Source organism: Candidatus Sulfurimonas baltica (genome assembly GCF_015265455.1).
Classification (GTDB): Bacteria; Campylobacterota; Campylobacteria; order Campylobacterales; family Sulfurimonadaceae; genus Sulfurimonas; species Sulfurimonas baltica.
Genome location: NZ_CP054492.1, coordinates 620047 through 643199, shown reverse-complemented (window position 1 = coordinate 643199; position 23153 = coordinate 620047). Strand labels below are relative to the sequence as shown.

Annotated in this window: 25 protein-coding genes; 1 reads left to right on the top strand and 24 read right to left on the bottom strand. The window is 29.7% G+C overall.

Translation table 11 applies throughout. The features are described 5' to 3' along the window. Complete coding sequence (locus HUE88_RS03190) at positions 1-1179, top strand: glutathionylspermidine synthase family protein (RefSeq protein WP_194370992.1); 1179 nt, start codon at positions 1-3, stop codon at positions 1177-1179. A 96-nt stretch (positions 1180-1275) separates the two neighbouring features. Here the strand turns inward: HUE88_RS03190 and HUE88_RS03185 are convergent, their stop codons facing one another. From HUE88_RS03185 to HUE88_RS03070, 24 genes are all read right to left on the bottom strand, one after another. After that, the gene (locus HUE88_RS03185) at positions 1276-2484 is read right to left on the bottom strand and encodes an IS256 family transposase (RefSeq protein WP_194368116.1); all 1209 of its coding nucleotides are present in this window, start codon (positions 2482-2484) and stop codon (positions 1276-1278) included. Positions 2485-2556: 72 nt separating this feature from the next. After that, complete coding sequence (locus HUE88_RS03180; RefSeq protein WP_194370991.1) at positions 2557-4050, bottom strand: Wzz/FepE/Etk N-terminal domain-containing protein; 1494 nt, start codon at positions 4048-4050, stop codon at positions 2557-2559. A 61-nt stretch (positions 4051-4111) separates the two neighbouring features. Continuing rightward, positions 4112-4357 carry a helix-turn-helix domain-containing protein gene (locus tag HUE88_RS03175; protein ID WP_229860136.1) on the bottom strand — a complete coding sequence of 82 codons (246 nt, stop codon included), beginning with the start codon at positions 4355-4357 and terminating at the stop codon, positions 4112-4114. Next, positions 4326-5531 carry a type II toxin-antitoxin system HipA family toxin gene (locus HUE88_RS03170; protein WP_194370988.1) on the bottom strand — a complete coding sequence of 402 codons (1206 nt, stop codon included), beginning with the start codon at positions 5529-5531 and terminating at the stop codon, positions 4326-4328. The genes HUE88_RS03175 and HUE88_RS03170 overlap by 32 nt, the downstream gene beginning before the upstream one ends. 78 nt (positions 5532-5609) lie before the next feature. Then, positions 5610-5855, bottom strand: coding sequence for a ComEA family DNA-binding protein (locus HUE88_RS03165; protein WP_194370987.1), 246 nt, complete (start codon positions 5853-5855; stop codon positions 5610-5612). A 131-nt stretch (positions 5856-5986) separates the two neighbouring features. Then, the gene (locus HUE88_RS03160; protein ID WP_194370985.1) at positions 5987-7201 is read right to left on the bottom strand and encodes a type II toxin-antitoxin system HipA family toxin; all 1215 of its coding nucleotides are present in this window, start codon (positions 7199-7201) and stop codon (positions 5987-5989) included. Beyond that, on the bottom strand, positions 7198-7512 hold the full coding sequence (locus HUE88_RS03155; RefSeq protein ID WP_194370983.1) for a helix-turn-helix domain-containing protein: 315 nt from the start codon (positions 7510-7512) through the stop codon (positions 7198-7200). The genes HUE88_RS03160 and HUE88_RS03155 overlap by 4 nt, the downstream gene beginning before the upstream one ends. A gap of 62 nt (positions 7513-7574) precedes the next feature. Beyond that, positions 7575-9323, bottom strand: a complete 1749-nt coding sequence (gene pglF / locus HUE88_RS03150; RefSeq protein WP_194372493.1) for a UDP-N-acetylglucosamine 4,6-dehydratase (configuration-retaining) — start codon at positions 9321-9323, stop codon at positions 7575-7577. 19 nt (positions 9324-9342) lie between these two features. Continuing rightward, on the bottom strand, positions 9343-9774 hold the full coding sequence (locus tag HUE88_RS03145; RefSeq protein ID WP_194370980.1) for a hypothetical protein: 432 nt from the start codon (positions 9772-9774) through the stop codon (positions 9343-9345). Then, entirely contained in the window at positions 9771-10055 is a 285-nt protein-coding gene (locus HUE88_RS03140) for a nucleotidyltransferase domain-containing protein (protein WP_194370978.1), read from the bottom strand. The genes HUE88_RS03145 and HUE88_RS03140 overlap by 4 nt, the downstream gene beginning before the upstream one ends. A gap of 78 nt (positions 10056-10133) precedes the next feature. Continuing rightward, positions 10134-10559, bottom strand: coding sequence for a type II toxin-antitoxin system VapC family toxin (locus tag HUE88_RS03135; protein ID WP_194370976.1), 426 nt, complete (start codon positions 10557-10559; stop codon positions 10134-10136). After that, positions 10552-10785, bottom strand: a complete 234-nt coding sequence (locus HUE88_RS03130) for a hypothetical protein (RefSeq protein WP_194370974.1) — start codon at positions 10783-10785, stop codon at positions 10552-10554. The genes HUE88_RS03135 and HUE88_RS03130 overlap by 8 nt, the downstream gene beginning before the upstream one ends. 55 nt (positions 10786-10840) lie before the next feature. Then, a complete protein-coding gene (locus HUE88_RS03125; RefSeq protein WP_194370972.1) occupies positions 10841-11803 on the bottom strand; it encodes an MraY family glycosyltransferase in 963 nt (320 codons plus the stop codon). After that, on the bottom strand, positions 11800-12102 hold the full coding sequence (locus HUE88_RS03120) for a type II toxin-antitoxin system RelE family toxin (RefSeq protein WP_430733191.1): 303 nt from the start codon (positions 12100-12102) through the stop codon (positions 11800-11802). The genes HUE88_RS03125 and HUE88_RS03120 overlap by 4 nt, the downstream gene beginning before the upstream one ends. Beyond that, positions 12077-12331, bottom strand: a complete 255-nt coding sequence (locus HUE88_RS03115) for a type II toxin-antitoxin system Phd/YefM family antitoxin (protein ID WP_194370971.1) — start codon at positions 12329-12331, stop codon at positions 12077-12079. The genes HUE88_RS03120 and HUE88_RS03115 overlap by 26 nt, the downstream gene beginning before the upstream one ends. Before the next feature lie 62 nt (positions 12332-12393). Beyond that, the gene (locus tag HUE88_RS03110) at positions 12394-13302 is read right to left on the bottom strand and encodes an NAD-dependent epimerase/dehydratase family protein (protein WP_194370969.1); all 909 of its coding nucleotides are present in this window, start codon (positions 13300-13302) and stop codon (positions 12394-12396) included. Next, positions 13299-14510: a glycosyltransferase family 4 protein gene (locus HUE88_RS03105; protein WP_194370967.1), complete on the bottom strand. Its 1212-nt coding sequence runs from the start codon at positions 14508-14510 to the stop codon at positions 13299-13301. The genes HUE88_RS03110 and HUE88_RS03105 overlap by 4 nt, the downstream gene beginning before the upstream one ends. A 6-nt stretch (positions 14511-14516) precedes the next feature. After that, positions 14517-15377 (bottom strand): dTDP-4-dehydrorhamnose reductase family protein, encoded by an 861-nt coding sequence (locus tag HUE88_RS03100; protein WP_194370965.1) that lies wholly within the window; start codon positions 15375-15377, stop codon positions 14517-14519. 1 nt (position 15378) lies between these two features. Next, positions 15379-16500, bottom strand: a complete 1122-nt coding sequence (wecB, locus tag HUE88_RS03095; RefSeq protein ID WP_194370963.1) for a non-hydrolyzing UDP-N-acetylglucosamine 2-epimerase — start codon at positions 16498-16500, stop codon at positions 15379-15381. Further along, positions 16497-17519: a polysaccharide biosynthesis protein gene (locus HUE88_RS03090; RefSeq protein WP_194370961.1), complete on the bottom strand. Its 1023-nt coding sequence runs from the start codon at positions 17517-17519 to the stop codon at positions 16497-16499. The genes wecB and HUE88_RS03090 overlap by 4 nt, the downstream gene beginning before the upstream one ends. Next, entirely contained in the window at positions 17512-18654 is a 1143-nt protein-coding gene (locus tag HUE88_RS03085) for a glycosyltransferase (RefSeq protein WP_194370959.1), read from the bottom strand. The genes HUE88_RS03090 and HUE88_RS03085 overlap by 8 nt, the downstream gene beginning before the upstream one ends. Next, on the bottom strand, positions 18638-19882 hold the full coding sequence (locus HUE88_RS03080; RefSeq protein ID WP_194370958.1) for a hypothetical protein: 1245 nt from the start codon (positions 19880-19882) through the stop codon (positions 18638-18640). Before HUE88_RS03080 ends, HUE88_RS03085 begins: the two co-directional genes overlap by 17 nt. Before the next feature lie 2 nt (positions 19883-19884). Then, positions 19885-21060: a glycosyltransferase family protein gene (locus HUE88_RS03075; RefSeq protein WP_194370957.1), complete on the bottom strand. Its 1176-nt coding sequence runs from the start codon at positions 21058-21060 to the stop codon at positions 19885-19887. Continuing rightward, positions 21057-23114, bottom strand: a complete 2058-nt coding sequence (locus tag HUE88_RS03070) for a heparinase II/III family protein (protein ID WP_194370956.1) — start codon at positions 23112-23114, stop codon at positions 21057-21059. Before HUE88_RS03070 ends, HUE88_RS03075 begins: the two co-directional genes overlap by 4 nt. Between the last annotated feature and the right edge of the window lie 39 nt (positions 23115-23153).

Sequence of the window (23153 nt, the reverse complement as noted above, 5' to 3'; positions counted from 1 at the left end):
GTGATTAAGATACAAAAAATAAATCCGCTAGAAGATAAAACATTAGAAGAGATTGGGTTTAGCTGGCACACTGACAAAGATGGTAGTAAATATGTAAATAATGAGTTGGTTGTAATTTCACAAAACGAAGCAGACGCCTATTATGAAGCCGCAAATGAGATATATGACATGTATGTTGAAGCGGCAGAGCATGTCATAGAGAATAAACTTTTTTTTGAGCTTGGAATCCCTTTTAATCTAATAGATGCAATAAAAAAGAGTTGGGAAAATGATGTTCACTGGCATATTTACGGTAGATTTGATTTGGCAGGTGGATTGGATAGCAAACCAATCAAGCTTATAGAGTTTAATGCAGATACTCCAACATCACTTTTTGAGACTGCCCTGCTTCAATGGGCACTGCTAAAACAAAACAATATGGATGAAGATAAGCAGTTTAACAATGTTTATGATGCAATAAAAGATAACTTTAAAAGATTGGTTACTCTTTTTGATGATATTGAAAATTTTGATGAGAGATATGATGGGTGGAAAGTTCTTTTCTCAAGCGTTGAGGGTAATGATGAAGAAGAGGCTACAACAAGGCTACTTCAACAGATTGCAACTGATGCAGGATTCAACACTGGTTTTGAGTATCTAAGTAATGTTAGATTTGATAAAGACGGGATATTCGATGCAGATGACAATCAATACGAGTATTGGTTTAAACTCTACCCTTGGGAAGATATAGCACATGATGAACCGGAGCTTGCAACTATTTTAACAGATATAATGCAAAATCAAAAGGCGATTATATTAAACCCTGCATATACCCTGCTCTTTCAGTCAAAAGGTATGTTGAAAATATTGTATGACCTGTTCCCTGACTCTCCATATCTGTTAAAAACTTCTTTTGAACCACTAAAAAATACTCTACATGTAGCAAAAACTGTTTTTGGCAGAGAGGGAGCAAATATAAAGATAGTTTCTTCTGATGGAGCTATACTAGAACAAATAAACGGCCCGTACGACAACTACAAAAAAGTTTATCAGGAGTATGTTGATTTTAACAAAGATGAAAATGGTTCCAAATATCAGGCAGGAGTTTTCTTCGCTTATGAAGCTTGTGGAGTGAGCTTTAGAAAAGGCTCAGAGATAATGGATAATATGAGTAAATTTGTTGGACATTGTATTAAGTAAAAGAGATACTATCTCTTTTACGGGAGTGTAATAAATTCTGTGTCAACACCTAATTTCTCTTAAAATTGTATCATAAAAATGCTAGCCAATGGCATTTTACAGACCTAATCCTAAAGCGTCTTTTAATCTCTCCTTAAAAAATATATTGAGTTGAGAGATTGTGAGGCTCCAATTATGTATCGGCATAGTCCATTTTTTCTCAGCGTTTCTTATTCCAGCAAACAGTAATTTTAATAGGCTATTATCATTTGGGAAGGCTCCTTTTGTCTTTGTCAATGTTCTAAATTGGCGATGTATGGATTCAATGATATTGGTAGTGTAGATAATGCGTCTAATAGGCTCTGGATACTTAAAATAGTTAGATAAATTATCCCACTTATTTCTCCAAGATTCAAATACAATAGGGTATTTTTTGCCCCATTTTGACTCAAGTTTATCTAATGCCAGTTCAGCTTCTTCTTTTGTGAAAGCCTGGTAAACACTTTTAAGTTCACCTACGAATATTTTCTGATCTTTAGATGCAATGTATTTAACGCTGTTGCGTATTTGATGGACTATGCAGAGTTGCACTTCAGTCTCTGGAAAGACAGCATTTATGGCTTCAGGAAAGCCCTTTAGCCCATCAACGGAAGCGATGAGTATATCTTGCACTCCACGGTTCTGTAAGTCTGTAAGCACCTGCAGCCAGAACTTAGCACCTTCACTTTCATTGAGATATAATCCTAATATCTCTTTTTTACCTTCAAGGTTTATGCCGAGTACGGTATAAAAAGCCTTTGACACATAGTGACCGTCTTCTCTCACTTTATAGTGAATGGCGTCCAAATATATAAACGGATATATGGCGTCTAGCGGTCTTATTTTCCACTCTTCAAGCATAGGTATTAGTTTATCGGTAACAGTTGTAATAGCTGGCTTGGAGAAGTGCACGCCATAGATATCTTCTATGTGTTCACTAATCTGAGAGTAGCTGCTTCCCAAGCTAAAGAGAGAAAGCATCTTTTTTTCTATCTCATCTGATAAATACGTCTGGCTTTTTTTTACGATTTGAGGCTCGAAACTACCGTTACGGTCTCTTGGGGTTTCTAGCTCGAACTCGCCATGTTCGGTTCTCATGGTTTTTGACATATAACCATTTTTACGGTTCTTTTGGAGGTCTTGAGCTAGATGAGATTCTAGCTCTGCTTGTAAGGTCATCTCTGTAATCTGTCTAACTAAATCTGTCAAAGCTCCATCTTTGCCTGACAAACCTTTACCTGATTTTATTTTCTCTGCAAAATCCGCAACATCTATTTCTATTTTCATCTGTACTTCCTTCTGTATTCAATATTTTATCTTATTGACACAGAATTATTTACAGTCCCTCTTTTACACTATTTAACTCCCTGGGTTCTCTTCTTCTTTAAAGCCCTTAATAAACTCCATAAAAAACACCAAGAAGATAGATAAAATAAGTCCTGTTACAAAGGCAACGACTACAATCAGCTTTTTCTTAGGCGCTATTGGATAATCTTTAACTATATAGTCTCCAACAACTCTAGAGTTATTTATATAATTTTTTGAGAGGCTAAATTGAAGCTGATTGATTTTTTCTTCTAATTTTATTTTTTTTGTAACCAAATCTACATCAATTTGGTGCTGTAATTTTCTTATTGTCTCATTACTGATATTTCTCTTCTCTTTTTCAAGCTTAGCTATATCAATATTTTTAATATTCACTATACTTAACTCTATATCTTTTATAGTGATGTCTAAAATATTTCTCTTCTCTTTTTCAAGATTAGCTATATCAATATTCTTTATATTCTCTATACGTAATTCTATATCTTTTATAGTGATGTCTAAAATATTTTTTTTCTCTATCTCTAAATTGTCTATTGTTTCATTTGTAATTATCTCTTTTTCTATTTTTAAGTCTTCTATTTTATTTTGAGAATTTAAAATTAAATTTTGATAATTCACCATTTGAAGAGATGAAATCACTGTTGATGTATTATCATTTAATTTATTATTTTCATACAATGCATTAACTGATTCAGTATACTCTTTTAATTTATTAGTCTGAAATTGAATCTTTGACTCAACTGTTTTTAATTTAATATTATTATAAAAATCTATTTTCTTATCAATTTCTACAATCCTTTGGGTTTTTAGCAATTCAATTTGTTGCTCTAACTTTTTTATATCTTGATTGAGTAACTTTGCTATCTTTGCATCAATGTCTACAATCCTTTGGGTTTTTAGCAACTCAATTTGTTGTTCTAACTTTTTTATATCTTGGTTCATTAACTTTGCTATCTTGGCATCAATTTCTACAATCCTTTGAGTTTTTAGCAACTCAATTTGTCGTTGTATATTTTTAATTTCAAAATTTTCTATATTAGATATATCTCTTTGTGCGTCTGTTATGCTGTTTTTAGTATTTATTATATATTGCTCTATTTTTGGTTGATATAAATCTTCGATATACGTAACAACTTCTTTGTTCTTTTTTAATGCTTCTTCATTTGAAATTGCTTTTGTTATTATCTCTATAAAGTTTTTCAACTTTTTATTCGTATCTATGCTGAAAACCTCTGAGGTAAATTTCTCTTTTGCTGAAATTTTATCTTCTACATTAAAAACCAAATTTAGAGTTTTAACAAGCGTTTCCGGCTCTGTTATTAACTCTTGGTTTATCTGTCCAATCTGAATATTTGATTTTACTTCATAAACCTCTGGTAGCATATAGGCATAAATAACTGCGCCGATTGTAATAAAAAAAGTAATAAGCACAATTTTAATTCTGTTTTTCATAAGAGTTCTAAACAGTTCTCTTAAATCTATCTCATCTTCTTCATATCTCTGTATATTTTGTTGATTATCTTGCATGCAAATCCTAAAATTATAATTTGTTATTTAGTTGCAATTATAGTTAAGTTTGTATGCAAAACTACTTAAATTCGTCAAGAGTCGGCAGTCCAAAACTATATTTATCTTTCTTACTAAAATCTATCTCATAATCTAAAGCATTTAGTATAATATCTAAAGTTTTAATAGACACAGATCCCATTTGGCCTCTTTCAAGCTTGCCGAGAGTAACTCTAGATATAGCAGAATTTTTTGCCAATTGCTCTTGAGTTATACCTTTCTCTTTTCTTAGTTCTTTAATCATTTGTCCAATTTCGAATAATTTCAACAGGAATCTCCTTGTAACTTTTTTCATTAAGTGATAACTTCCAAGCATCTATCATTTTAGTAGCTATATTATCAAATATCTTATTTTTAATTTTATATTCTTCTAGTTCTTCAATAATCTGCAATAAAGCATTTTTACACTCTTTGTATAATAGTGTTGCATTATTTAATGACAAATAACAATGATTAGTCCCAAATTTAATGAGTTCATTTTTTCCAAACCAAATCTTTTTTCCAAACATAGTTAAAGCAGGTTTATCTTTAAAAATATATGCGGTAGTATTTACTATATCGTAAGCCGGTGCAAAATTAATGCTCTTAAATTCATTATCATAAAGAACTCCGAAGTTTTTCAAATGTGCATCTCCATTTTTAAGGAGATAACTCATAACAATCGTTTTGTACAATTGGCTCATAGAAGTTTCTCTGTCTGTTGAAACAGCATAAATAGTTTTAGCTATCTGTTCATAACTGCCACTATATTTTTTATCTCTATTTTTTCCTAAAAGTACAAGTACCTCTTCAAAACCTAAATACTCACCATTTTTTTTGTCATAATTAAACTTTTCAACCAATAAAAACTTTTTGTTCTTTGACAGCTCTATATTAGGAACAGCAACTCCACTATATTTAACTGCTTTCATACAGAAGTATTCATTTTCAGCCAAATAAGGATACTCATCACCCCAAGTTTTCACTATATACTCTTTTAAGACAAGACTCTCCTTATCTTTTATAAGTGCTAATGTTTTTGGTTGAACTCCTGATATTGCATTTTTCTCTAAAAAAATTTTTAGTAGCTTATGAAATGTATTTTCACTATCATTATTTAAAATTTCTTCAATATCAATACCATCAAATAAACGTTTGTCAAACTCACTTTCAAAAGTCAATCTACTTTCTATATTTGGTGCTAAATATGAAAAAACTAAAAAATCATTTATATATCCGTACTCTTTGGAGAGGTAATTTTTAAATATTTCAAATAAATAACCTTCTGGTAAATTCATTTCAAATATTGGATGAAGAGAGTGCTGCCATATATATGTAGATTGTCTATATGGCATAGTTAGAGAGATAGGGGCGCTTTGTTTTATATAATTAAAGCCATACTCCCGTTTTTTATCATCAAAAAAGAGCTCACCTATTCTTTCATTACTAAGCAGTACATTCATATAATCTTCCTAATGATAAATCTACTTACCATTATAGTTAAATATTCATAAAATGAAAAGTATTATTGTCATTAACTACTATTTACACTCACTTGCAGTCAAGTTTGCCCTATTCTTTTCAACCGTCTTTAATCCAATACCTTTTATATTCACAAGCTCATCTATGTTTTTAAAACAATTAGCAGTTCTATACTCAATAATTGCATCGGCTTTTTTAGCACCAATTCCATTAATGCTACTAAGCTCTTTTTGATTCGCACTGTTTATATCAACAGCTCCAAACAATAAACTTGCTCCAAGAAAAATCATTGCTAAAATTTTCATTTTAACCCCTTTGTTTTTATTTTAGAGCAGTATATAATAAAATTTAATATTTTGCAATTATATTGCAAATTGTCATATTTTATTTTTAAATATTTGCCTGATGATTAAACTCGGGTACTAGCTCTTTAAGTTTAGATAACTATAATGGCCTGACAAATCATTTTTATTGAGTGTTTAGAAACTCCAGCTATATTGGCATATATAGTAAAATTATTTACAACTGATTTTATCTCATCAACTATCTCTTTTGCATTTTTTATATTATGTTTTTTAGCCAGCTTTAGCAGATACTCACTTGTAGGATTTTTTCCCTCACCTAGATAAGTTGTGCTATGTTCACCACCTGGACCATACGAAAAAGTTAAATCGTAAGCGGGGCTTAATCTCCATCTACCATCACTATCCATTAAAAATGAGAAATTTTTTGCATGGTCATCACGATTGTGAGCAAATAAGTTAAAGCAAGCTAACCTGAACATTTTTATCTGCTCATTAATATCTTTTGTCAAATGTAAAGTCAAAGTAAGTAAATCATCATAGTCAAGTGTTGGAAACCTAAAATCACTATGAGTCAAACCAGATACAGAATGAAGATGAACCCTGTTGTCACCAATCCTATCAAATCTTTTTATTGCAAAATAACTATTTTTTGTGCCGCGTAATAGTTTTGTATTACTCATATCTATTTTGGCATCCCTAGCCATAAGGCTATATGCATACTCAATACTGCCAATATCCGCACTATCACTACTTGAAGCAAATTTTACCATCCAGTGAGCAAAACCACAATGCAGACTTTGGGAACCATGTATGATTTTATCTTCATCATTTAACTGTATCATAGCTTTTGGCCTAGCCCCCGCTGATGATCCTCCCAGTAGCAATAATTCTTCTAACATATCTTCGCTACTACCTTGCAAAATCTCTTGTGAACTTTGTGCCAATCTATCTAAGCTTATATTTTCTCTCTGCAGTACAATGTTCTCAATTACAGGCTCGTAACTCAGTGCCCCTGTGCCATATTTTCCTATATTGCTTAATCTATCAAGCGGTGTGATATCGTTGTACCTAAAACCTTGCTTTAAAAAATATCTATCTAAAAGAAGTCTACCCCAACCATCTGGTAAACTATCTCCAAATACTCCATAAAGTCCTTCAAAAATTTTATCCTCACAAACAAATACACCATTTTTTAGCGGTAGTTTATATGGAGATATTTCAAGTCCAGTATCTAAAAAATCTTTACTATACTCAAAATATATAGTTTTATCTTTATATGCTAATCTTCCAACATTTAGCTTCTTATCAAATTGATTTAAAAAAATATCTATAGTTTTTATATTCATTTGATTCTGCCTTTTTTGGGAAGCTTTTGTTTTTTTTCTTTATATAAATCATCTATAGAGTTAATTGTTTGCTTTTTTTGTAGTGCAATTTGTTGGAAATCATCCAAACACTCTAAAACTAAAGCTAATTTCAGTAAAGACTCTAGTGAGATTTGACCACTACTTTCAAATCTTTTTAAACTACCAAGACTAACCGCACTTCTAGTGGCCAATCCCTCTTGTGTAAGATTTAAAAACAGTCTTTTGTCCTTAAATTTTTGTTTTAGTTCATTCATTATAGAAATAGGTGATGATAAGTTTATATCTAACATATTAGCTCTTTTATAATTAATAGTATTATTGTAGCTTAAATATTATCTATACCAAATAAAAATTATGCATTCTTTTGATGATTAAACTCGGGAACAATTTCCTTTAGTTTTGCTAATTTATCTTTACATGTAAGCAACTCTTCAATATCTCTGTTTAACTTATCTATATCGTAAAGTGTCGGTTTTGCAACAGTGATAGACTCATAATCAGTTTTACAGTCAGTATCGTCTATAAGTAACTCCTCATAGAGTTTTTCACCTGGACGAAGCCCTGAGAATTCAATTTCGATCCCTTCTCGTCCACTTAGCTCTATCATTTTTTTAGCCAAATCAACTATCTTTATAGGCTCTCCCATATCAAGTATAAAGATCTCTCCACCCGTTCCAATAGCACCAGCTTGAAGAACCAACTCACATGCCTCTGGAATAAGCATGAAGTATCTTGTTATATCAGGATGTGTTACCGTTATGTTTTGTCCATTTTCTATTTGAGATTTAAACTTTGGTATAACACTGCCGCTGCTTCCAAGTACATTACCAAATCTAACTGCAACAATATCTGTGCCGTTGCCATTTGAATTTTCTAAAGAAACTACGTTTTGGGCATAAAGCTCACATATACGCTTTGTTGTCCCCATGACATTAGTTGGACGTACTGCCTTGTCTGTAGAAATCATCACAAATTTTTGCACACCATATTTTATAGATACATCTATAACGTTTTTAGTTCCAACAACATTATTTAAGATTCCTTCGTATATGTTTGCCTCAACCAAAGGGACATGCTTATAGGCAGCTGCATGTATAACTATCTCTGGTTTATAAGTCTTAAATGTTTCATCTAAAAATTCTTTATTAACAACACTTTGCATTACAGGGATAGTTTCAATTTTTTGCAACTCCTGCTCTATAGCATAGAGGTTATATTCACTATGATCTAGCAGTATTAACTTTTTGGCTCCAAACTTTTGACACTGTCTGCATATCTCACTCCCAATACTTCCGCCGGCACCGGTTACAAGAACGGTTTTACCTTTTATAAAAGACGATATTTTACTTTTGTCCAAATCCTGAGGGTGGCGTGCGAGTAAATCTTCTACCGATACATTTTTTAGCTGCATAGCAAAATCTTTAGTGTCTAAAATCTCATCCATTGATGGCAAAATCTGTATAGTTTTAAAGTATTTAGATAGATTATCGTAAATCTGTTTTATCCTATTTTGTGATGCCGATGGTATTGCAATAACTAATAAGTCAAATTTATCATCGCCAATCTTCTCTTTTAGTTTTTGTTTTGATATCACTCTAATCGCATCAATTGAGCGGTTTTGAATTATTTTATCATCATCAACAAAATATTTAACTTTATATGCAGTATTTATAAATTCTGATTCTAGCTTTATGCCAGCTCTTCCAGCACCATAGATAACAACTGATTTTGTTTTTGCAATCTGGCTCCTGTTAATTAGGTAGTAGTAAAAATACATAGTAAAGTTTATTGCAAAGAGATATAAAAAAAGCTCAGAAGCTAAAAATGAAAATCTAACCTCACCATAAAAAATAGGGAAATAGACAAAAAATGCAGAGATATACACAAAACTTTTTATAATAAATGTTTTTTGAGAAGCCTTTGACCACGAGAGTGAGTAGTCATTAAAAATAAATGCTGATGCAACCATACGAACAACCACAACACTAAGCACAAGGTTAAAGTTAAATGGTATGTGAAATATAAAAAAAGTCCACCAAAATGTGCCAAAGGTAAAAATTATAATTACCAAAAAATTTAATATTCGTTTATCTATATTTATCAATTGTATTTACCTATCTTCATATTTTGTCCATATAATTCAGTGTAGTATTTATTATTTCAATAAGTTTGGCTGTGTAGTCTAAAACTTCTTCAAATACTTCTACTAAATTATCTTCAATATATTCATGAACTATAGTATTTCTAATATCTTTCATAATTCTAAGTTCTTCTATATCCTCAAATAAACCTCTTTTATGAGCATTATTTACAACATCTACCAATGTACCTTGATTTTCAAACTCATACTCATCCAAAGTTCTAAATATTTTTCTTATTAAAAAATCAACTCCTCTGCTGTATCTGCTACATAAAGTTTCAAATTTACCAAACTCCTCAACAGAGTAGTTTTTTTTATTTCCTATTAAATGGCACTCTTTATATGATATCTCAATCCATGCAAGTTGTTTTTTTAGTAATGATTTATCCAGTATTAACTTATCTTTCATCATAACAATACCGCCTTTTGAAATATAAGCTTAGTAAATTGGTTTTTAAATGTCCCATCATCAATAATTATATCCATCTTCTGCTCACCAAACTTTTCAAAAAATGAAAGTCTCAATTTTCGTAAATCTTTTTTTCTTAACTTATCAGATAAAATTAGCAAATCTATATCTCCACCCCGCTTTGTATCGTCTACTCTACTCCCAAATAGATACAACCTTGCATCGCTAGATATTTCATAAAGTTTATTTTTCAATAACGTTATCTCTTCTTTTGATAATCTCATAACTATTTACCTGCTTTTCACATTGGTTTTAATTTGTTGAAGTATATTATAAAAATTAAAATTTAACAAATTTAATTTTTAAAAGTATTTTGCGCAAAACTCCTCAGTATTTAGTAGCTCTACTTCAGATGAGTAAAAATTTTTATCATTTGATATAATAAGCTCACATTTTGATTTTTTAGCCAGTATATACTGAAGAGTATCCTCTAAATCTTTATAGTTTTTATCCTTATTCATCAATTGACATGTCAGTGATATCTCTTTATTTGAAAACTCTATGACTTTACAAATTTTATTTATTCTTTCAATCCCACTCAAGGCATTTGCTTTATCTTCCTTTGCCAAGATATAGTAAATAGTTGTTATTAAATCACAGCTAGTATATATCCCAATCCCATTTTGTGTCAAATACTTCAATATATCCAAGCTTTCCTGATATCTTTTTCTGTTCCTGTCATTAATATCAATAAAGATATTAGCATCTATAAAAACTTTTTTATACATCCATATTCGCTTTAATCTCTTGGATTGTCAAATCTCCATAAAGGCCTGTACCACTTCCAGCAAAAGCATTAAGTGCTTCCAATTTTTCCTCAATAGAAATCTCTTGATATCTCCCCTCTATCAAATCTTTAACAACTTGTGTCTGAGTAATATTTTCTCTGCTCGCTATTTCTTTTAAATGTTCTACTATCTCATCATCAAGTAAAAAATTTTTTCTTATTGTCATAATATCCACCCCACAATCTAATTATATGTATTATAGCATACATATAACTACATACTTATTCAAAAGCTTTTTTGCTATCAACAAACCGCATAACAATGTAAAGAATAATCAATGAGAAGACAAATGAAACAAATATGTTTGAGATAAAATAAACAGTACAAAACAATACAATATTTACTAAAACTGAAAAAATAGTAACTCTGTCATGAACCCATCCGCTTTGTGTTAATCTTTGGTATGCATGTTTTCTATGCGCTTGGCTTAACTGCTCACCGTTTTTATATCTTCTAAACAGCGTCAAAGTCGCATCAAACCAAAACACTCCAAAAAGCACTATCCAAACCCACAAATTAGAACTTTCCTGATTTGCATAATAGATGGTAAAGACAGCAATATTGTAACCCAAAAGCGTACTTCCAACATCACCCATAAAAATCTTTGCCTTATGCCAGTTCCAAACTAAAAATCCTAAAACCGCTACAATCAAAACCAAAAAGTGGCTACCACCAAAAAGTAAAAATCCGGCAATTCCAAGAAAAACAGCTTCACCGCCGGCATACCCATCTATGCCATCTAAAAAGTTATAAAGATTTATAAACCAGATTATCATAAAAAATGCAAAAACATTTGTAAATAACTGATTATCTATTGAAAATAAACCTAGCTCAAAACTTCCAAGTCCGCCTAAAAAGTATAGCCCTAAAAGAGCAACTAAAGTTTGTGCAACTAATCTAACCTTTGCACTAAGTTCATATAAATCATCAAGGTAACTAACAACTGATATAACCACACCAACCATTAAAGCAAAATACAAAGAGCTATTTATATCGTTTATATAATACATATACGATATACCAATAAACCAAGTAACTGCAATAGCTATACCACCGCCATGAGGAGTTGGTACAGTGTGAGAACTTCTATCGTTCACCTCTGCAACAAATGATTTTTTTATGGCATAGTTTTTTATAAAATAAGTAAGTAAAAATGAGCTTAACAAAAGTATAAAATAAATCATTCTACTCTATCTTTCAAATTATAATAAATAGCATTGTTTTCTCTTTTTCCTACACTTAAAACTAAAACTACTATTTCATCATCTTTAACTTCATAAGCCAGCCTATACCCAACACTCCTAAGCTTTATTTTATAGATGTTTTCATAGCCATTTAGTTTATCTTTTGGAACTTTTGGATTTTCCAATCGCTCTTTTAACTTTTTTTGAAATTGTTCTTTGATAGTAGATGTTAATTTGTTCCATTCTTTATTTGATTCTTTGATAAATTTTAATTTATAGGTCATTAATATTAACTTCAATCAAATCTTCTTCTTTGTAACTCAATCTATCTTCAACCTCTTTTGCCAAATAATAATCATCTATTATATCCATCATTTTTTCATAAAGCTCACTTGGCACCAAATACGCACTTGCCACATTGTGATTGAGTATTGCTACAGCTTCATTTCCCGCGTCTTTTAGTAACTGTGTTGGAGACTTTTTAAGTTCTGTTATGCTCGCTGTATAGTTTGCTAATATTGGTTGCATTCTCAAATCCTTTTTTAGTATTTAATATTGTACCATATTTAGCATCTTTTATAAATTAAAATTTAACATTCACCATGTATCATATGCTTTATCCCATCTTCGACTGTATATAGATTTTTAAAATCTAACATATCTTTCGTAAGTCTGTTATCTATTCCTAAGCTCCCATAAAGTCTTTTATGAAAAGATGGCTTAACAACTTTCAGAAATGTTTCAAATAATGGAATTTTTAGTAAATACACTTTTTTATTTAACTCTTTTGCAATAAGCTCTATCAGCTTTGTAGTAGAGATAGCCTTATCATCAGATGCTAAAAATACACCAGAACAAGTCATTCCACTCACATCCGTCATTCCATCCACATCCGTCATTCCAAACTTGATTTGGAATCTAACTACTGAATCTATCAAATGACAAAGATTTCCTATATAAACCATACTTCGCTTATTGTCTATCCCACCAAACGGCAAAACAGGAACTTTCTGTACTAAACTAACAAGATTTTTAATATTTGCTTTAACGCCATACCCATAAACGATAGGAGTTCTTATAATCGAAACTTTAAAATTATCATCTTCTAGCTTTTGTAACTCTTGCTCTGCTTTTAACTTACTCTTTCCATACTCATCTTCTGGATTACACACACTATTTTCGTTATAAGCTACATCTGTCTCTTCCCCATACACCTTAACTGTACTCATAAATACAAAATGTTTAACTCCACTCTCTTTGGCTTTTTTAGCTAACTCCAAAGTCTGAGTCACATTTACTTTTTCATACTCTTCTTTGCTGGCTCCACCCATCTGATGAACAAGAGCAGATAGATGAATCACAACATCTACATCTTCTACATGTAAAGCTTTAAAATCATCATTTAAAAATGAGAATTTTGTTATTTCATATTTTGCAGCGTATTTACTTATAAAGTAGTTTCCTATAAAACCATTTGAACCTGTTAGCAATAATTTCATTTCTCTTTCCCAATTAATAAATTTAATAATGAAGAAATTATCTTTTCCTTGTCAAAAATTGTATTTGTCAATTTTTCGCCATTTCTGGTAAATTCTTCTATTTCTTGCGGACTCGCATATATCGCTTTTTCAAAAGTATTTTGAATCTCTTGTATATTTTCAGGTTCTGCACAAAATCCCAAGTTGTTATCTTTTATAATATCTGATGCTTCACCTTTTATCACTCCAAACAATGGTTTATTTGCAGCTATATATGTTTGAGTTTTAGCGGGAACCGTTAGTGAAAATATTGGTTTATCTATCAAGGACACTATTAAAAAATCACTTGCTTTAAAGTATTTATACATCTCTTCTCTTGGTTTTCTTCCCCAGAAAACAATATTTTTTAAACCTTTATCTTTAACTAGTTTCTTTAAGCTTTCTAAATGAGAGCCATCTCCTATTATATTTATCTGAGATTTCTCTATCAAATCATCTACTAAATTGCCATAAGCTAGTAATATGTTGTCAAGGTTTTGCACTTTTCCTACATTTCCAGCAAAAGTAAAGTGAACTTTTTTTTCATCACTAAATATAAAAGGCTCCAACTCCTCATTAAATTCATCAGCCCAATTTGGCAAATATCGAATCTCTTTACTATCATCCAGATATAGCTTAATCTTATTCTCAAAACCTTTAGCAGAAATTGCAAAATTTGAACTATTTCTATAAACAAATTTCACAAATCCATTTAATATAAACTCTAAAAGTTTTGTTTTTTTAAACCCATAGGCATATACACTATCAGGCCAAACATCTTGCACCCATAATGTCACATTTTTTTTATAAGTTTTTTTAAGAATCACAGCTGGAACCATACAAGTTAAAGCAGCAATATCAAAGCCAAAAACGTAGTCATATTTTTTACCGATTTTAAGACTAACTATACTTCCTAAAATCATAAAAGTGAAATATTTTAAAAGCTTTTTAAACAAGCTACTCTTATATCCAGTAACTGCTTTTACCCTGTAAATATTTATACCATTATAGCTATCCTTGCTATACCACTTATTTTCATACTCTTTGTAAATTTCACCAAAAGGATATGTTGGATTCTGCGTAAGTACATCTACGTCATAACCTTTTTCTTTCCAAGCGACAGCAATTTCATTAATTTTAAACTCTTCTGGATAAAAGTACTCAGTAACTATCAATATTTTTTTTTTCAATTTATATTAACCTGCTACATATTGAGAATACAATTTATTGTTGTTTATTAAATTGACCATATCTTTTACCATCTCGTCATAGCTTGGGATAGCATAGTCAATCTCTTTTCTTGTGTCTATAAAACTTTTATCAACTTTCTTGCCGTCAACTGCAATAATATCAATATCTTTTTTTGTATATTTTTTAAATAAATTAAGCAACTCGTTTTTATTTATTGACTTATTATTTGTCACATGATAAAGACCTGTTATATCATTTTCAACAGCCCATTTAACTACACGCGCTAGCTCTAGTGTTGTAACCCCAGACCAAATAGCCTTGTTAAAGCCATTTATTGAGCCGGACTGATTCATAAACCAATGAAATAAACCTTCTCCATTCGTTTTTAATTCAGGTCCAATAATAGATGTTCTCAGAGTAGCATTAGTATTGTCTATAACTTCACCTAATGCCTTGGTTTTTGCATAAGTATCTTGTCCATCTCTTTCATCTTTTTCAATATACCCACCTTTTTTACCTGAAAACACACAATCTGTAGATATATGTATTAATTTAGCTTCTATTGTTTTAGCAATATCCTTTAATTTATGAGGCAGAAATGAATTTATATAGATAGCATTTGAAATACTTTCATTTGAACCTCCAATTAGAACACCTATGCAGTTAATAATAAAGTCTGAATTAATATCAACAATAATCTTGCTAAGCATATTTTGGTTGGTTACATCTAAAACAATTGTTTCTTCTCTAAATTTATTTCTAAATGCAATATCAACAACATCATACTCTTCAAATTGTAAAAAATAATTTACAACCTGATGTCCTAGCATTCCAGTTGAGCCTAAGATTAAAACTTTTTTTTTCATTCTAATACTTTTTCCAAACTGTTCTATTTATGTAATCTATATAACTAATAATAATTCTTACTACTTTTTTTGAGACGTTACTAGTATCGTAGTCTTTAACAATATGCATAGGCACCTCTTTTAACTGCTCAGTAACTATGTTAATTGCATTAATAATATCATCACTTTTCAACCCGGACATTATTAATGTACCCTCATCCATACCTTCTGGTCTTTCATGGGCTTGTCTTATTGTAATAGCTGGAAATCCCAATATAGAAGATTCTTCTGTAATTGTTCCGCTGTCAGATATTGCACAAAATGAATTCATCTGCAATGCAATATAGTCGAAAAAACCAAGCGGTTTCATAAATTCTATCAATGGATTAAAATCTTTTGTTTCAATAGATTCTAGTTTTTTTCTAGTTCTAGGGTGTGTAGAAACTATAATTCTCTTGTTGTAGGTAGTTGCCATAATATTTAAAGAGTCTAACAAATCACTGAAGTTTTGTTCACTATCTACATTTTCTTCTCTATGAGCACTAACTATAAAAAAATCTTTCTTTTGCAAGTTTAAATTTTCTAATACTTTTGAACTTTCTATATCTTTTTTATAATACTCCAAAACCTCAAGCATCGATGAACCAGTTTTAATAATAGTTTCTGGTCTTATTCCCTCTGAAATCAGATATCCTCTTGCATGTTCTGTTAAAGTCATGTTTATATCGCTAAGCTGGTCAACTATTTTTCTATTTATCTCTTCTGGAACTCTCTGATCAAAGCATCTGTTTCCAGCTTCCATGTGAAAAATAGGTATTTTTCTTCTTTTAGCTGAAATCACAGAAAGACAACTATTTGTATCACCATAAAGCAAAACAGCATCTGGCTTAACTTCTTCAAGTAATTTGTCTGATTTACTAATGACATTAGCAATAGTCTCAGCAGCATTATCTGCGGCGGCATTTAAAAAATAGTCTGGTTTTTTTATACCCATCTCATTAAAAAACACTTCATTCAGCTCATAATCGTAATTTTGTCCTGTATGCACTAATATATGATCTGTATATTTTTCAAGTTCTGAAATAACTCTGCTTAACTTAATAATCTCCGGGCGAGTACCAACTATAGTCATTACTTTTTTCATGAAATAACTCCAAGCTCTTTTAAATCACTCTTGATCTCTCTTAGCGAAAGAAGCATTTTTCTAAGTTCAACTTCATCTAACCTGTGAGTATTGTGCGAATGATAGTCTGAAGCTTCCGTTATAACTTCACCTTCTTCAAAATACTTGTTATAGTTTAAATCCCTATTATCTGCAGGTATTCTGTAATATTTATCCATGTCAACAGCATGGACCATCTCTTCTCTCGTCAAAAGAGTTTCATATAATTTTTCGCCATGTCTTGTGCCGATAACCTTTACCACATGCTCACTTTTGTTTAATATATTTTTTAACGTATTGGCTAAAAGCTCTATTGTTGCAGCAGGTGATTTTTGTACAAAGATATCTCCATTTTTTCCATTTTTAAAAGCGAACATAACTAAGTCAACAGCATCATCCAAACTCATCATAAATCTTGTCATATTTGGATCTGTTATAGTTATCTCTTCATTTTTTTTAATCTGTTCTATAAAAAGAGGTATAACAGAACCGCGACTAGCCATAACATTTCCATATCTAGTACAGCAAATTGTTGTCTCTGTGCCAAGATTTCTAGACTTAGCAACTGCTACTTTTTCCATCATGGCTTTACTGATGCCCATAGCATTAATTGGATAAACTGCTTTATCGGTACTGAGTACAATTACTTTGCTGACACCAGATTTAATAGAAACATTTAAAACATTTTCTGTGCCGATAACATTTGTCTGAACTGCTTGCATAGGGTAAAATTCACAAGAAGGCACCTGCTTTAAAGCAGCTGCATGAAAAATAAAGTCAACACCTTTAAAAGCATCTTCCAAAGAGTTAACATCTCTAACATCACCAATATAAAACTTAAGTTTATCATTGTTGTATCTCTTACGCATATCATCTTGTTTTAATTCATCACGGGAAAAAATTCTTATCTCTTTTATATCAGTATCTAAAAAATTACGAAGGACGGCATTACCAAATGAACCAGTCCCTCCTGTAATTAGTAACACTTTATCTTTAAACATTTATATCCTTTATCACTTCATCAAATATTTCTATTATTGATTTACATTTTTTATTTTCATTTTCAATTAAATATCGTTGATTATTCAATATTATATCTTTAATACTATTATTACATTGTAAAGTAATACCTTTTATTGCTCTTAACAATGACTCTTTATTAAATAATTCATAAGTAAGAAAGTCGTCTCCATAAACCATTTTACTATATATTTCATTTGGAGCTATTACTAAGATTCCATTTTGAACAGCTTCTACTACATGCAGTCCAAGAGTCTCAATTATAGAAGTAGAAATTAAAATAGTGTTATCTACAAACAAATTATTTACTTCTTCTTTATTTATATATCCTAAAAAGTTTGTTTTTAGGCTCAAAGAGCTATCCCATAAAAAAGAATTATCTAACTGTTCTTTTGTTAAAGTAATATTTATTTCAAAATCTATATTTAATTTATAAAATTCAATCATTGTATCTGTAAAATCTATAAAATTTTTATGAATATATTCAAAATGAGGTCCCACAATATAAAGAAATTTTATCTTTTTTCTAAAATCATATTCTTTTGGTTTAGAAAACAAATCATTCGACACATCAATATCACTCTTTATGTAAAACATTTTATTGCCAATATCTAAAAAATCAGATATACACTCTTTTACATGAGAAGATTGAACTTCTATATATTTTGTTCGTTTTAACATATTATGAAAAACAAACCTTTTTAGCAATATTTGCTTAAACCATTTTAAATATTCTTTTTTTTCAAAATATACTTTACCTATTTTTTTAGAGTAAAAAAGTAAGTTATGCACCTTTGTAATCTGATGTGTTTTCAAGAAAAACTGTGCAGTTCCAGAAAAATTATAAACTAAGTCTATATTGTTATTTTGAATAATCATATTAAATACTATATTTTCATAATACAACCTATATAAAAAACTTCTATTTTTTATAATTTTAAATTCAAAGTTTTTTACACCAGAATATTTTATATAAAATCTATTTATATTTATATTATCATTGCATATAATATAAAAGCTATTTGCTTCATCATTACTGCATTCAATTAAAACATTTTCAAGTACTGTTATACCACCTGAATCTGTAATACCAATAGCATTAATTAATACATGCATTTTTAGTACTTCTTTGATTTTGAAAATAAAAAATTCCACTTAAAAGCAGAAATATTGTCCCAGTAAAATATCCAATTCCTCTAACAAATAGTTCAATCATCATCATAATATAGATAGAGTAAAAAAAAAGTTCAAATGAAGAAAATAAATTATTCTTATTTCTCAACCTTATAACATACTTGATTACATTTCTTAAAAAAATTAAAATTAAAATAACCGCAAACAGCCCAAATTCAGATATGAATTTTGATGCCGTAGTACCACCATCATTAAAATTTAAATATATTGATAGAAGTGAATATATTCTTAACATATAGTCACCAGGCTGTCCAACATAGCCTAACTGATTTAGCCCAACACCTAGGCCCATGGTGTCCTGTAAATTTAAATACGCTCTTTCCCAACCAGATAAAAAAACTAAAACAGAGAAATTATCATTAGCAGATGAAAAGTCCAATCTGTTTGTAAAATAACTCAATTCACTATAAAAAAGTATTACTGCTAGCAATAACATTACTATTGTAAACAATATTGTTTTTTTATTATAAATTATTATCATAGCAAATATTAACCCAACAAATAGTGTCAAATTTTTTAAAATAATTACTATTAATAATGATAAAGAAACAAGTAAAAATAATCTTGGTTTGTTTTCCCTATGTTTTAATAATTGATATAATAGCATAGGCAAAAAAGTCAAAGCATAGTGTGATGGTTCATTGAAAAGTAACAATGAACGACTACCTTCATTAACATAATATTTAAATGTGGTAAAAAGCCCATCGATTAATAGTATATAAAAAATAAAATCTATAGTTTTATTAAATATTTTTTCATTTATCTTTGTAATTAATCTAGAGAACATAAATGCACCTATTATAAAAAATATTAAATATAAAAAAGTAAAGTAAAAACGAAAAAAAATAAAATTGCTATTTTCTATATATGAAATCAAGCTTATAGTAAATACAATAAATATAAATAAGACAATATAAAAAGCATTGTTTTTTTTTAAATATAATTTATTATTATATTTAGTAGCAATTATAATGCACAAAAGCACCGTCATCATATTGCCAAACTGCATCGACGATGCTTCTGCATACTTATAAAGAAAAGAAGGCAAAAAAATTATTATAATAAAGGTTATTGGTATTATTATAGTAGTATTTAAAATCTCTGAATATTTTTTATTTTTAGGAGCTAAAGATCTGGATTGAGTGTTCATAATTAATCCAGATCTTTATATAGTAGTTTAAGAAAAAGATTTGCCACATGTACTGAATCAAATTTTTTCAACTTCTTATGATATTCATCGTTAATTTTAAAAGTATTGCATTTATTATTGCAAAACATTTGCAATAATTTATTTTGGTCAAAATGATTTTGGTCAAAATTAAAAATAGGACGCATGGTTACCATATAATCAATGACTTTACTTGGTTTTTGTTCTGAATTAATATTGTCTTGATTGATAATAAAATCCATTCCACTAAGTTCATAAATACATTCTTCTCTTGGAAGAAGAGGGTGAACTTCAAGTTTATCTCCGAGTATACTCTTATATTTTAGAATAAGCTCCATATTATCTTTACTTTCTGTATTTGTAAAAATAATAAATTTAAATTCTACATTTTTTAAAGTAAGCAAAAAATCAAATAATGTTTTCGGATTTCTAATATTTTTATAAAATATACCAGCATAGCCAAAAGTAGGGATTTTATTTTTTTTATAAGATTTTATTTTAACGCTTTTGTAATCAAAACTTTGAGGAATAATTTTAATTTTATCTTCACTTTTAAAAAACTTATATAAACCAAGTGCTTCTGATGTCGGAATAGCAATATAATCAAAAGGTTTTAAAATATATTTTTCTAATATTTTAAAATAAAAACATTTCGGCTTAATTTCAGGATTAAAAGAAAAAGGATCTCCTGAATCTGCTACAGATAATGGTTTATTATGCAATCCACTTAAATACCATCTTGTTCCAAGATGTACACTTATCGGAAAGCTAATAGAAATAATCATATCATAAGAATTTGGCAAATTTTTCAAGAATCTAAAAAGAGTAAATGCGTATTCAAAGCTTCTTCCTCCTAGATAGATACAATTTAAAATAAGCTTTATAATTTTTTTTAAATTTAAATGCTTACTTTCCTTCTCGGCATACAATTTAGTTTTAATATTTTTTTGAGAAGGATTTAAAAAAAAACCTGCATCAATTAAATGAATCTTAAAATTAAATTTTTTTTCTATTTCTGCATAATCAAAATCTATTTTAGGAATTACGATATCAACGCTATGCCCAATTTTTGAAAGTGATTTTGCCAATTCAAATGTTCTAAATGATCTAGGATTTATCTCAGGATAGAAGTTATATGACACTATCAATATTTTTTTCATACATTCTCCACTTTCCCGTAGCCATTTGAATACATTCCAAATTTATTCTTATAAAACACTCTATTACACTTATCTATCACTTGTACCTTTTTTTCATTAATTTCAAATCGTCTAACTATTTTTATATCTTTATATTCTAAAACAAGTTCTATAAAATTACTTCCGAAATTTTTCACAAAACATTTTGATTCGTTAAATAAGCAAAAAAGTCCTATATTTCCCTGGTTCCAACTATTCTGCTCGATATTTTCTACAATTGGCACATTATGAGCTATTATACTTCTAAACTCATTTCTTCTATGTGATAGAGGTGTATAGAGATAAGTCCCTGGGTCTTTTACTATGTCTTTTCCATCTAGCCAAAGTTCATATCCTAATTTATCATTATGTGTATGACCACCGCTATTTTTTTGTCCTAGTGGGGTAACACAAACTGCCAAATAAAAATCATCTGCCTTAAAAATAAATATCCCACTATCTGGGTAAGTTATTAATTTTGAATTTATAATATTTAATTTTGAATTATGAATTATAGTATTTTCATGATTCAAACCATCTAAACTATAACTATTTTTTTTAATATTTTTATAAGGTATATCTTTTTGTTCAAATTTTTGTTCAGCTATAGCATTAATAAAACTTTTTTCAAATGCCATATCATTGTTAAAGATGGCATCTTCATAAGCTCCACCAAAACAACTTACAAAAGTACTATGGTTTAAAATATTTTCATCCCAAAAAAGTTCATCATTTTCTACATAGCCTTTTAGATTAAGATATTTATCTACTGCCTCTTTGTTTGTCAAAAACTTTCCATTTGGACTAAATCTAAAAAATCTACCGCTATCATTATCTCCAAACTGTGGTATATCTCCATTTTGCTTTGTAATATCTACAGTAAATCTACCTATTTTATAAAGTCTATCGATGTACCACTGTTGTAATTCAATTTTGGATATAGAATTATTAATTTTGAATTCTTGTTTATCTAATGGCAACAGCTTCGGTTTGACTTTCCACCCTTTGATGCTATAGTTTTGCAATGCTTTTACTTTTTCTTCTTTGAGTCCCAATATCAAAGCAGTACAATAAACCATAAGTTCGCCACTAAGTCTATGATAGCTAGTAGAACTCTCAAAGTTTCCACCATCTTCATAAAACTCATAGTCCATTTCATTAATTACTTCTTGAATACTAAAAGCTAACCATTGATTTATCTCATCATTAGATTCCATGTATGCTGAAACAAATAATAAGCCAGATATGTCACTCAAATAATGATTGCTTCTTCCAAATTCACTATACTCTAAATTGTCAACAATATGTAAGCCATGCCCATAAATACTATTTGCGAAAGTTTGTTTAAACTCATCATCTAAAACCCCAAAACAATCAAGTTGCATAAACATATCGTATGCAACAAGCATATTGGCAACTCTTATTCCCACATCCATAGTACATGCCCAATTTACTCCCATGCGAGGAGGATTGTTTACTATGAAATCTAATATTTGATATTTAAACTCTTTGATATTTTGTTCTTTTAAACTCTCATCAACTATAGAAAAAATGGCAAGTTGTGGCAAGTGCTGAAACCTTGCTAATTCCCACGGCACTTTTATATCACTTCCTAGTTTATGTCCGATTTTCTGATCTTTATACCAAGTAGTTTCATTCCATCTATAGCCACTTTTATAGTCTTTTTGCCAGTCTATTGGCTCATACTCAGCACTAATGCTTTTTGGAGCAGGCATGTTCATATCATACGTATAGCCTTCAACACCAAGAGCCACTGAAGCATAGCTATTTTCAACCCAACCACTTCCAAGCAAATCAAATTTATGTTCACAATACATCTGTGACAAATATATAGCTACTTTTATATCTATATTTGAAGTGTCTAACTCTTTTACATCTATATAGCTAGTTTGTATAAGGTGTACATCAGAACCTATGTGAGTGTTCCCATTTAAATCTTTTGATTTTTGGATACTATCTTTTACTTTTGTATTTATCTTATTTACAACTTTTTTTACCAATTCTTGTGCTGACATAGATAATATTTTTTTGATGTAGTGGTTTAATTTAGTCAC

Excerpts from the sequence above, each read along its gene's own strand:
- HUE88_RS03070 (WP_194370956.1), bottom strand. The coding sequence starts at position 23,114 with ATGTCAGCACAAGAATTGGTAAAAAAAGTTGTAAATAAGATAAATACA.
- HUE88_RS03160 (WP_194370985.1), bottom strand. The coding sequence starts at position 7,201 with ATGAATATAAAAACTATAGATATTTTTTTAAATCAATTTGATAAGAAG.
- HUE88_RS03100 (WP_194370965.1), bottom strand. The coding sequence starts at position 15,377 with ATGAAAAAAAAAGTTTTAATCTTAGGCTCAACTGGAATGCTAGGACAT.
- wecB (WP_194370963.1), bottom strand. The coding sequence starts at position 16,500 with ATGAAAAAAGTAATGACTATAGTTGGTACTCGCCCGGAGATTATTAAG.
- HUE88_RS03110 (WP_194370969.1), bottom strand. The coding sequence starts at position 13,302 with ATGAAATTATTGCTAACAGGTTCAAATGGTTTTATAGGAAACTACTTT.
- HUE88_RS03155 (WP_194370983.1), bottom strand. The coding sequence starts at position 7,512 with ATGTTAGATATAAACTTATCATCACCTATTTCTATAATGAATGAACTA.
- HUE88_RS03135 (WP_194370976.1), bottom strand. The coding sequence starts at position 10,559 with ATGTATAAAAAAGTTTTTATAGATGCTAATATCTTTATTGATATTAAT.
- HUE88_RS03140 (WP_194370978.1), bottom strand. The coding sequence starts at position 10,055 with ATGAGATTATCAAAAGAAGAGATAACGTTATTGAAAAATAAACTTTAT.
- HUE88_RS03130 (WP_194370974.1), bottom strand. The coding sequence starts at position 10,785 with ATGACAATAAGAAAAAATTTTTTACTTGATGATGAGATAGTAGAACAT.
- HUE88_RS03075 (WP_194370957.1), bottom strand. The coding sequence starts at position 21,060 with ATGAAAAAAATATTGATAGTGTCATATAACTTCTATCCTGAGATAAAT.
- HUE88_RS03180 (WP_194370991.1), bottom strand. The coding sequence starts at position 4,050 with ATGCAAGATAATCAACAAAATATACAGAGATATGAAGAAGATGAGATA.
- HUE88_RS03145 (WP_194370980.1), bottom strand. The coding sequence starts at position 9,774 with ATGATGAAAGATAAGTTAATACTGGATAAATCATTACTAAAAAAACAA.
- HUE88_RS03085 (WP_194370959.1), bottom strand. The coding sequence starts at position 18,654 with ATGCATGTATTAATTAATGCTATTGGTATTACAGATTCAGGTGGTATA.
- HUE88_RS03080 (WP_194370958.1), bottom strand. The coding sequence starts at position 19,882 with ATGAACACTCAATCCAGATCTTTAGCTCCTAAAAATAAAAAATATTCA.
- HUE88_RS03115 (WP_194370971.1), bottom strand. The coding sequence starts at position 12,331 with ATGCAACCAATATTAGCAAACTATACAGCGAGCATAACAGAACTTAAA.
- HUE88_RS03185 (WP_194368116.1), bottom strand. The coding sequence starts at position 2,484 with ATGAAAATAGAAATAGATGTTGCGGATTTTGCAGAGAAAATAAAATCA.
- HUE88_RS03090 (WP_194370961.1), bottom strand. The coding sequence starts at position 17,519 with ATGTTTAAAGATAAAGTGTTACTAATTACAGGAGGGACTGGTTCATTT.
- HUE88_RS03165 (WP_194370987.1), bottom strand. The coding sequence starts at position 5,855 with ATGAAAATTTTAGCAATGATTTTTCTTGGAGCAAGTTTATTGTTTGGA.
- HUE88_RS03170 (WP_194370988.1), bottom strand. The coding sequence starts at position 5,531 with ATGAATGTACTGCTTAGTAATGAAAGAATAGGTGAGCTCTTTTTTGAT.
- HUE88_RS03125 (WP_194370972.1), bottom strand. The coding sequence starts at position 11,803 with ATGATTTATTTTATACTTTTGTTAAGCTCATTTTTACTTACTTATTTT.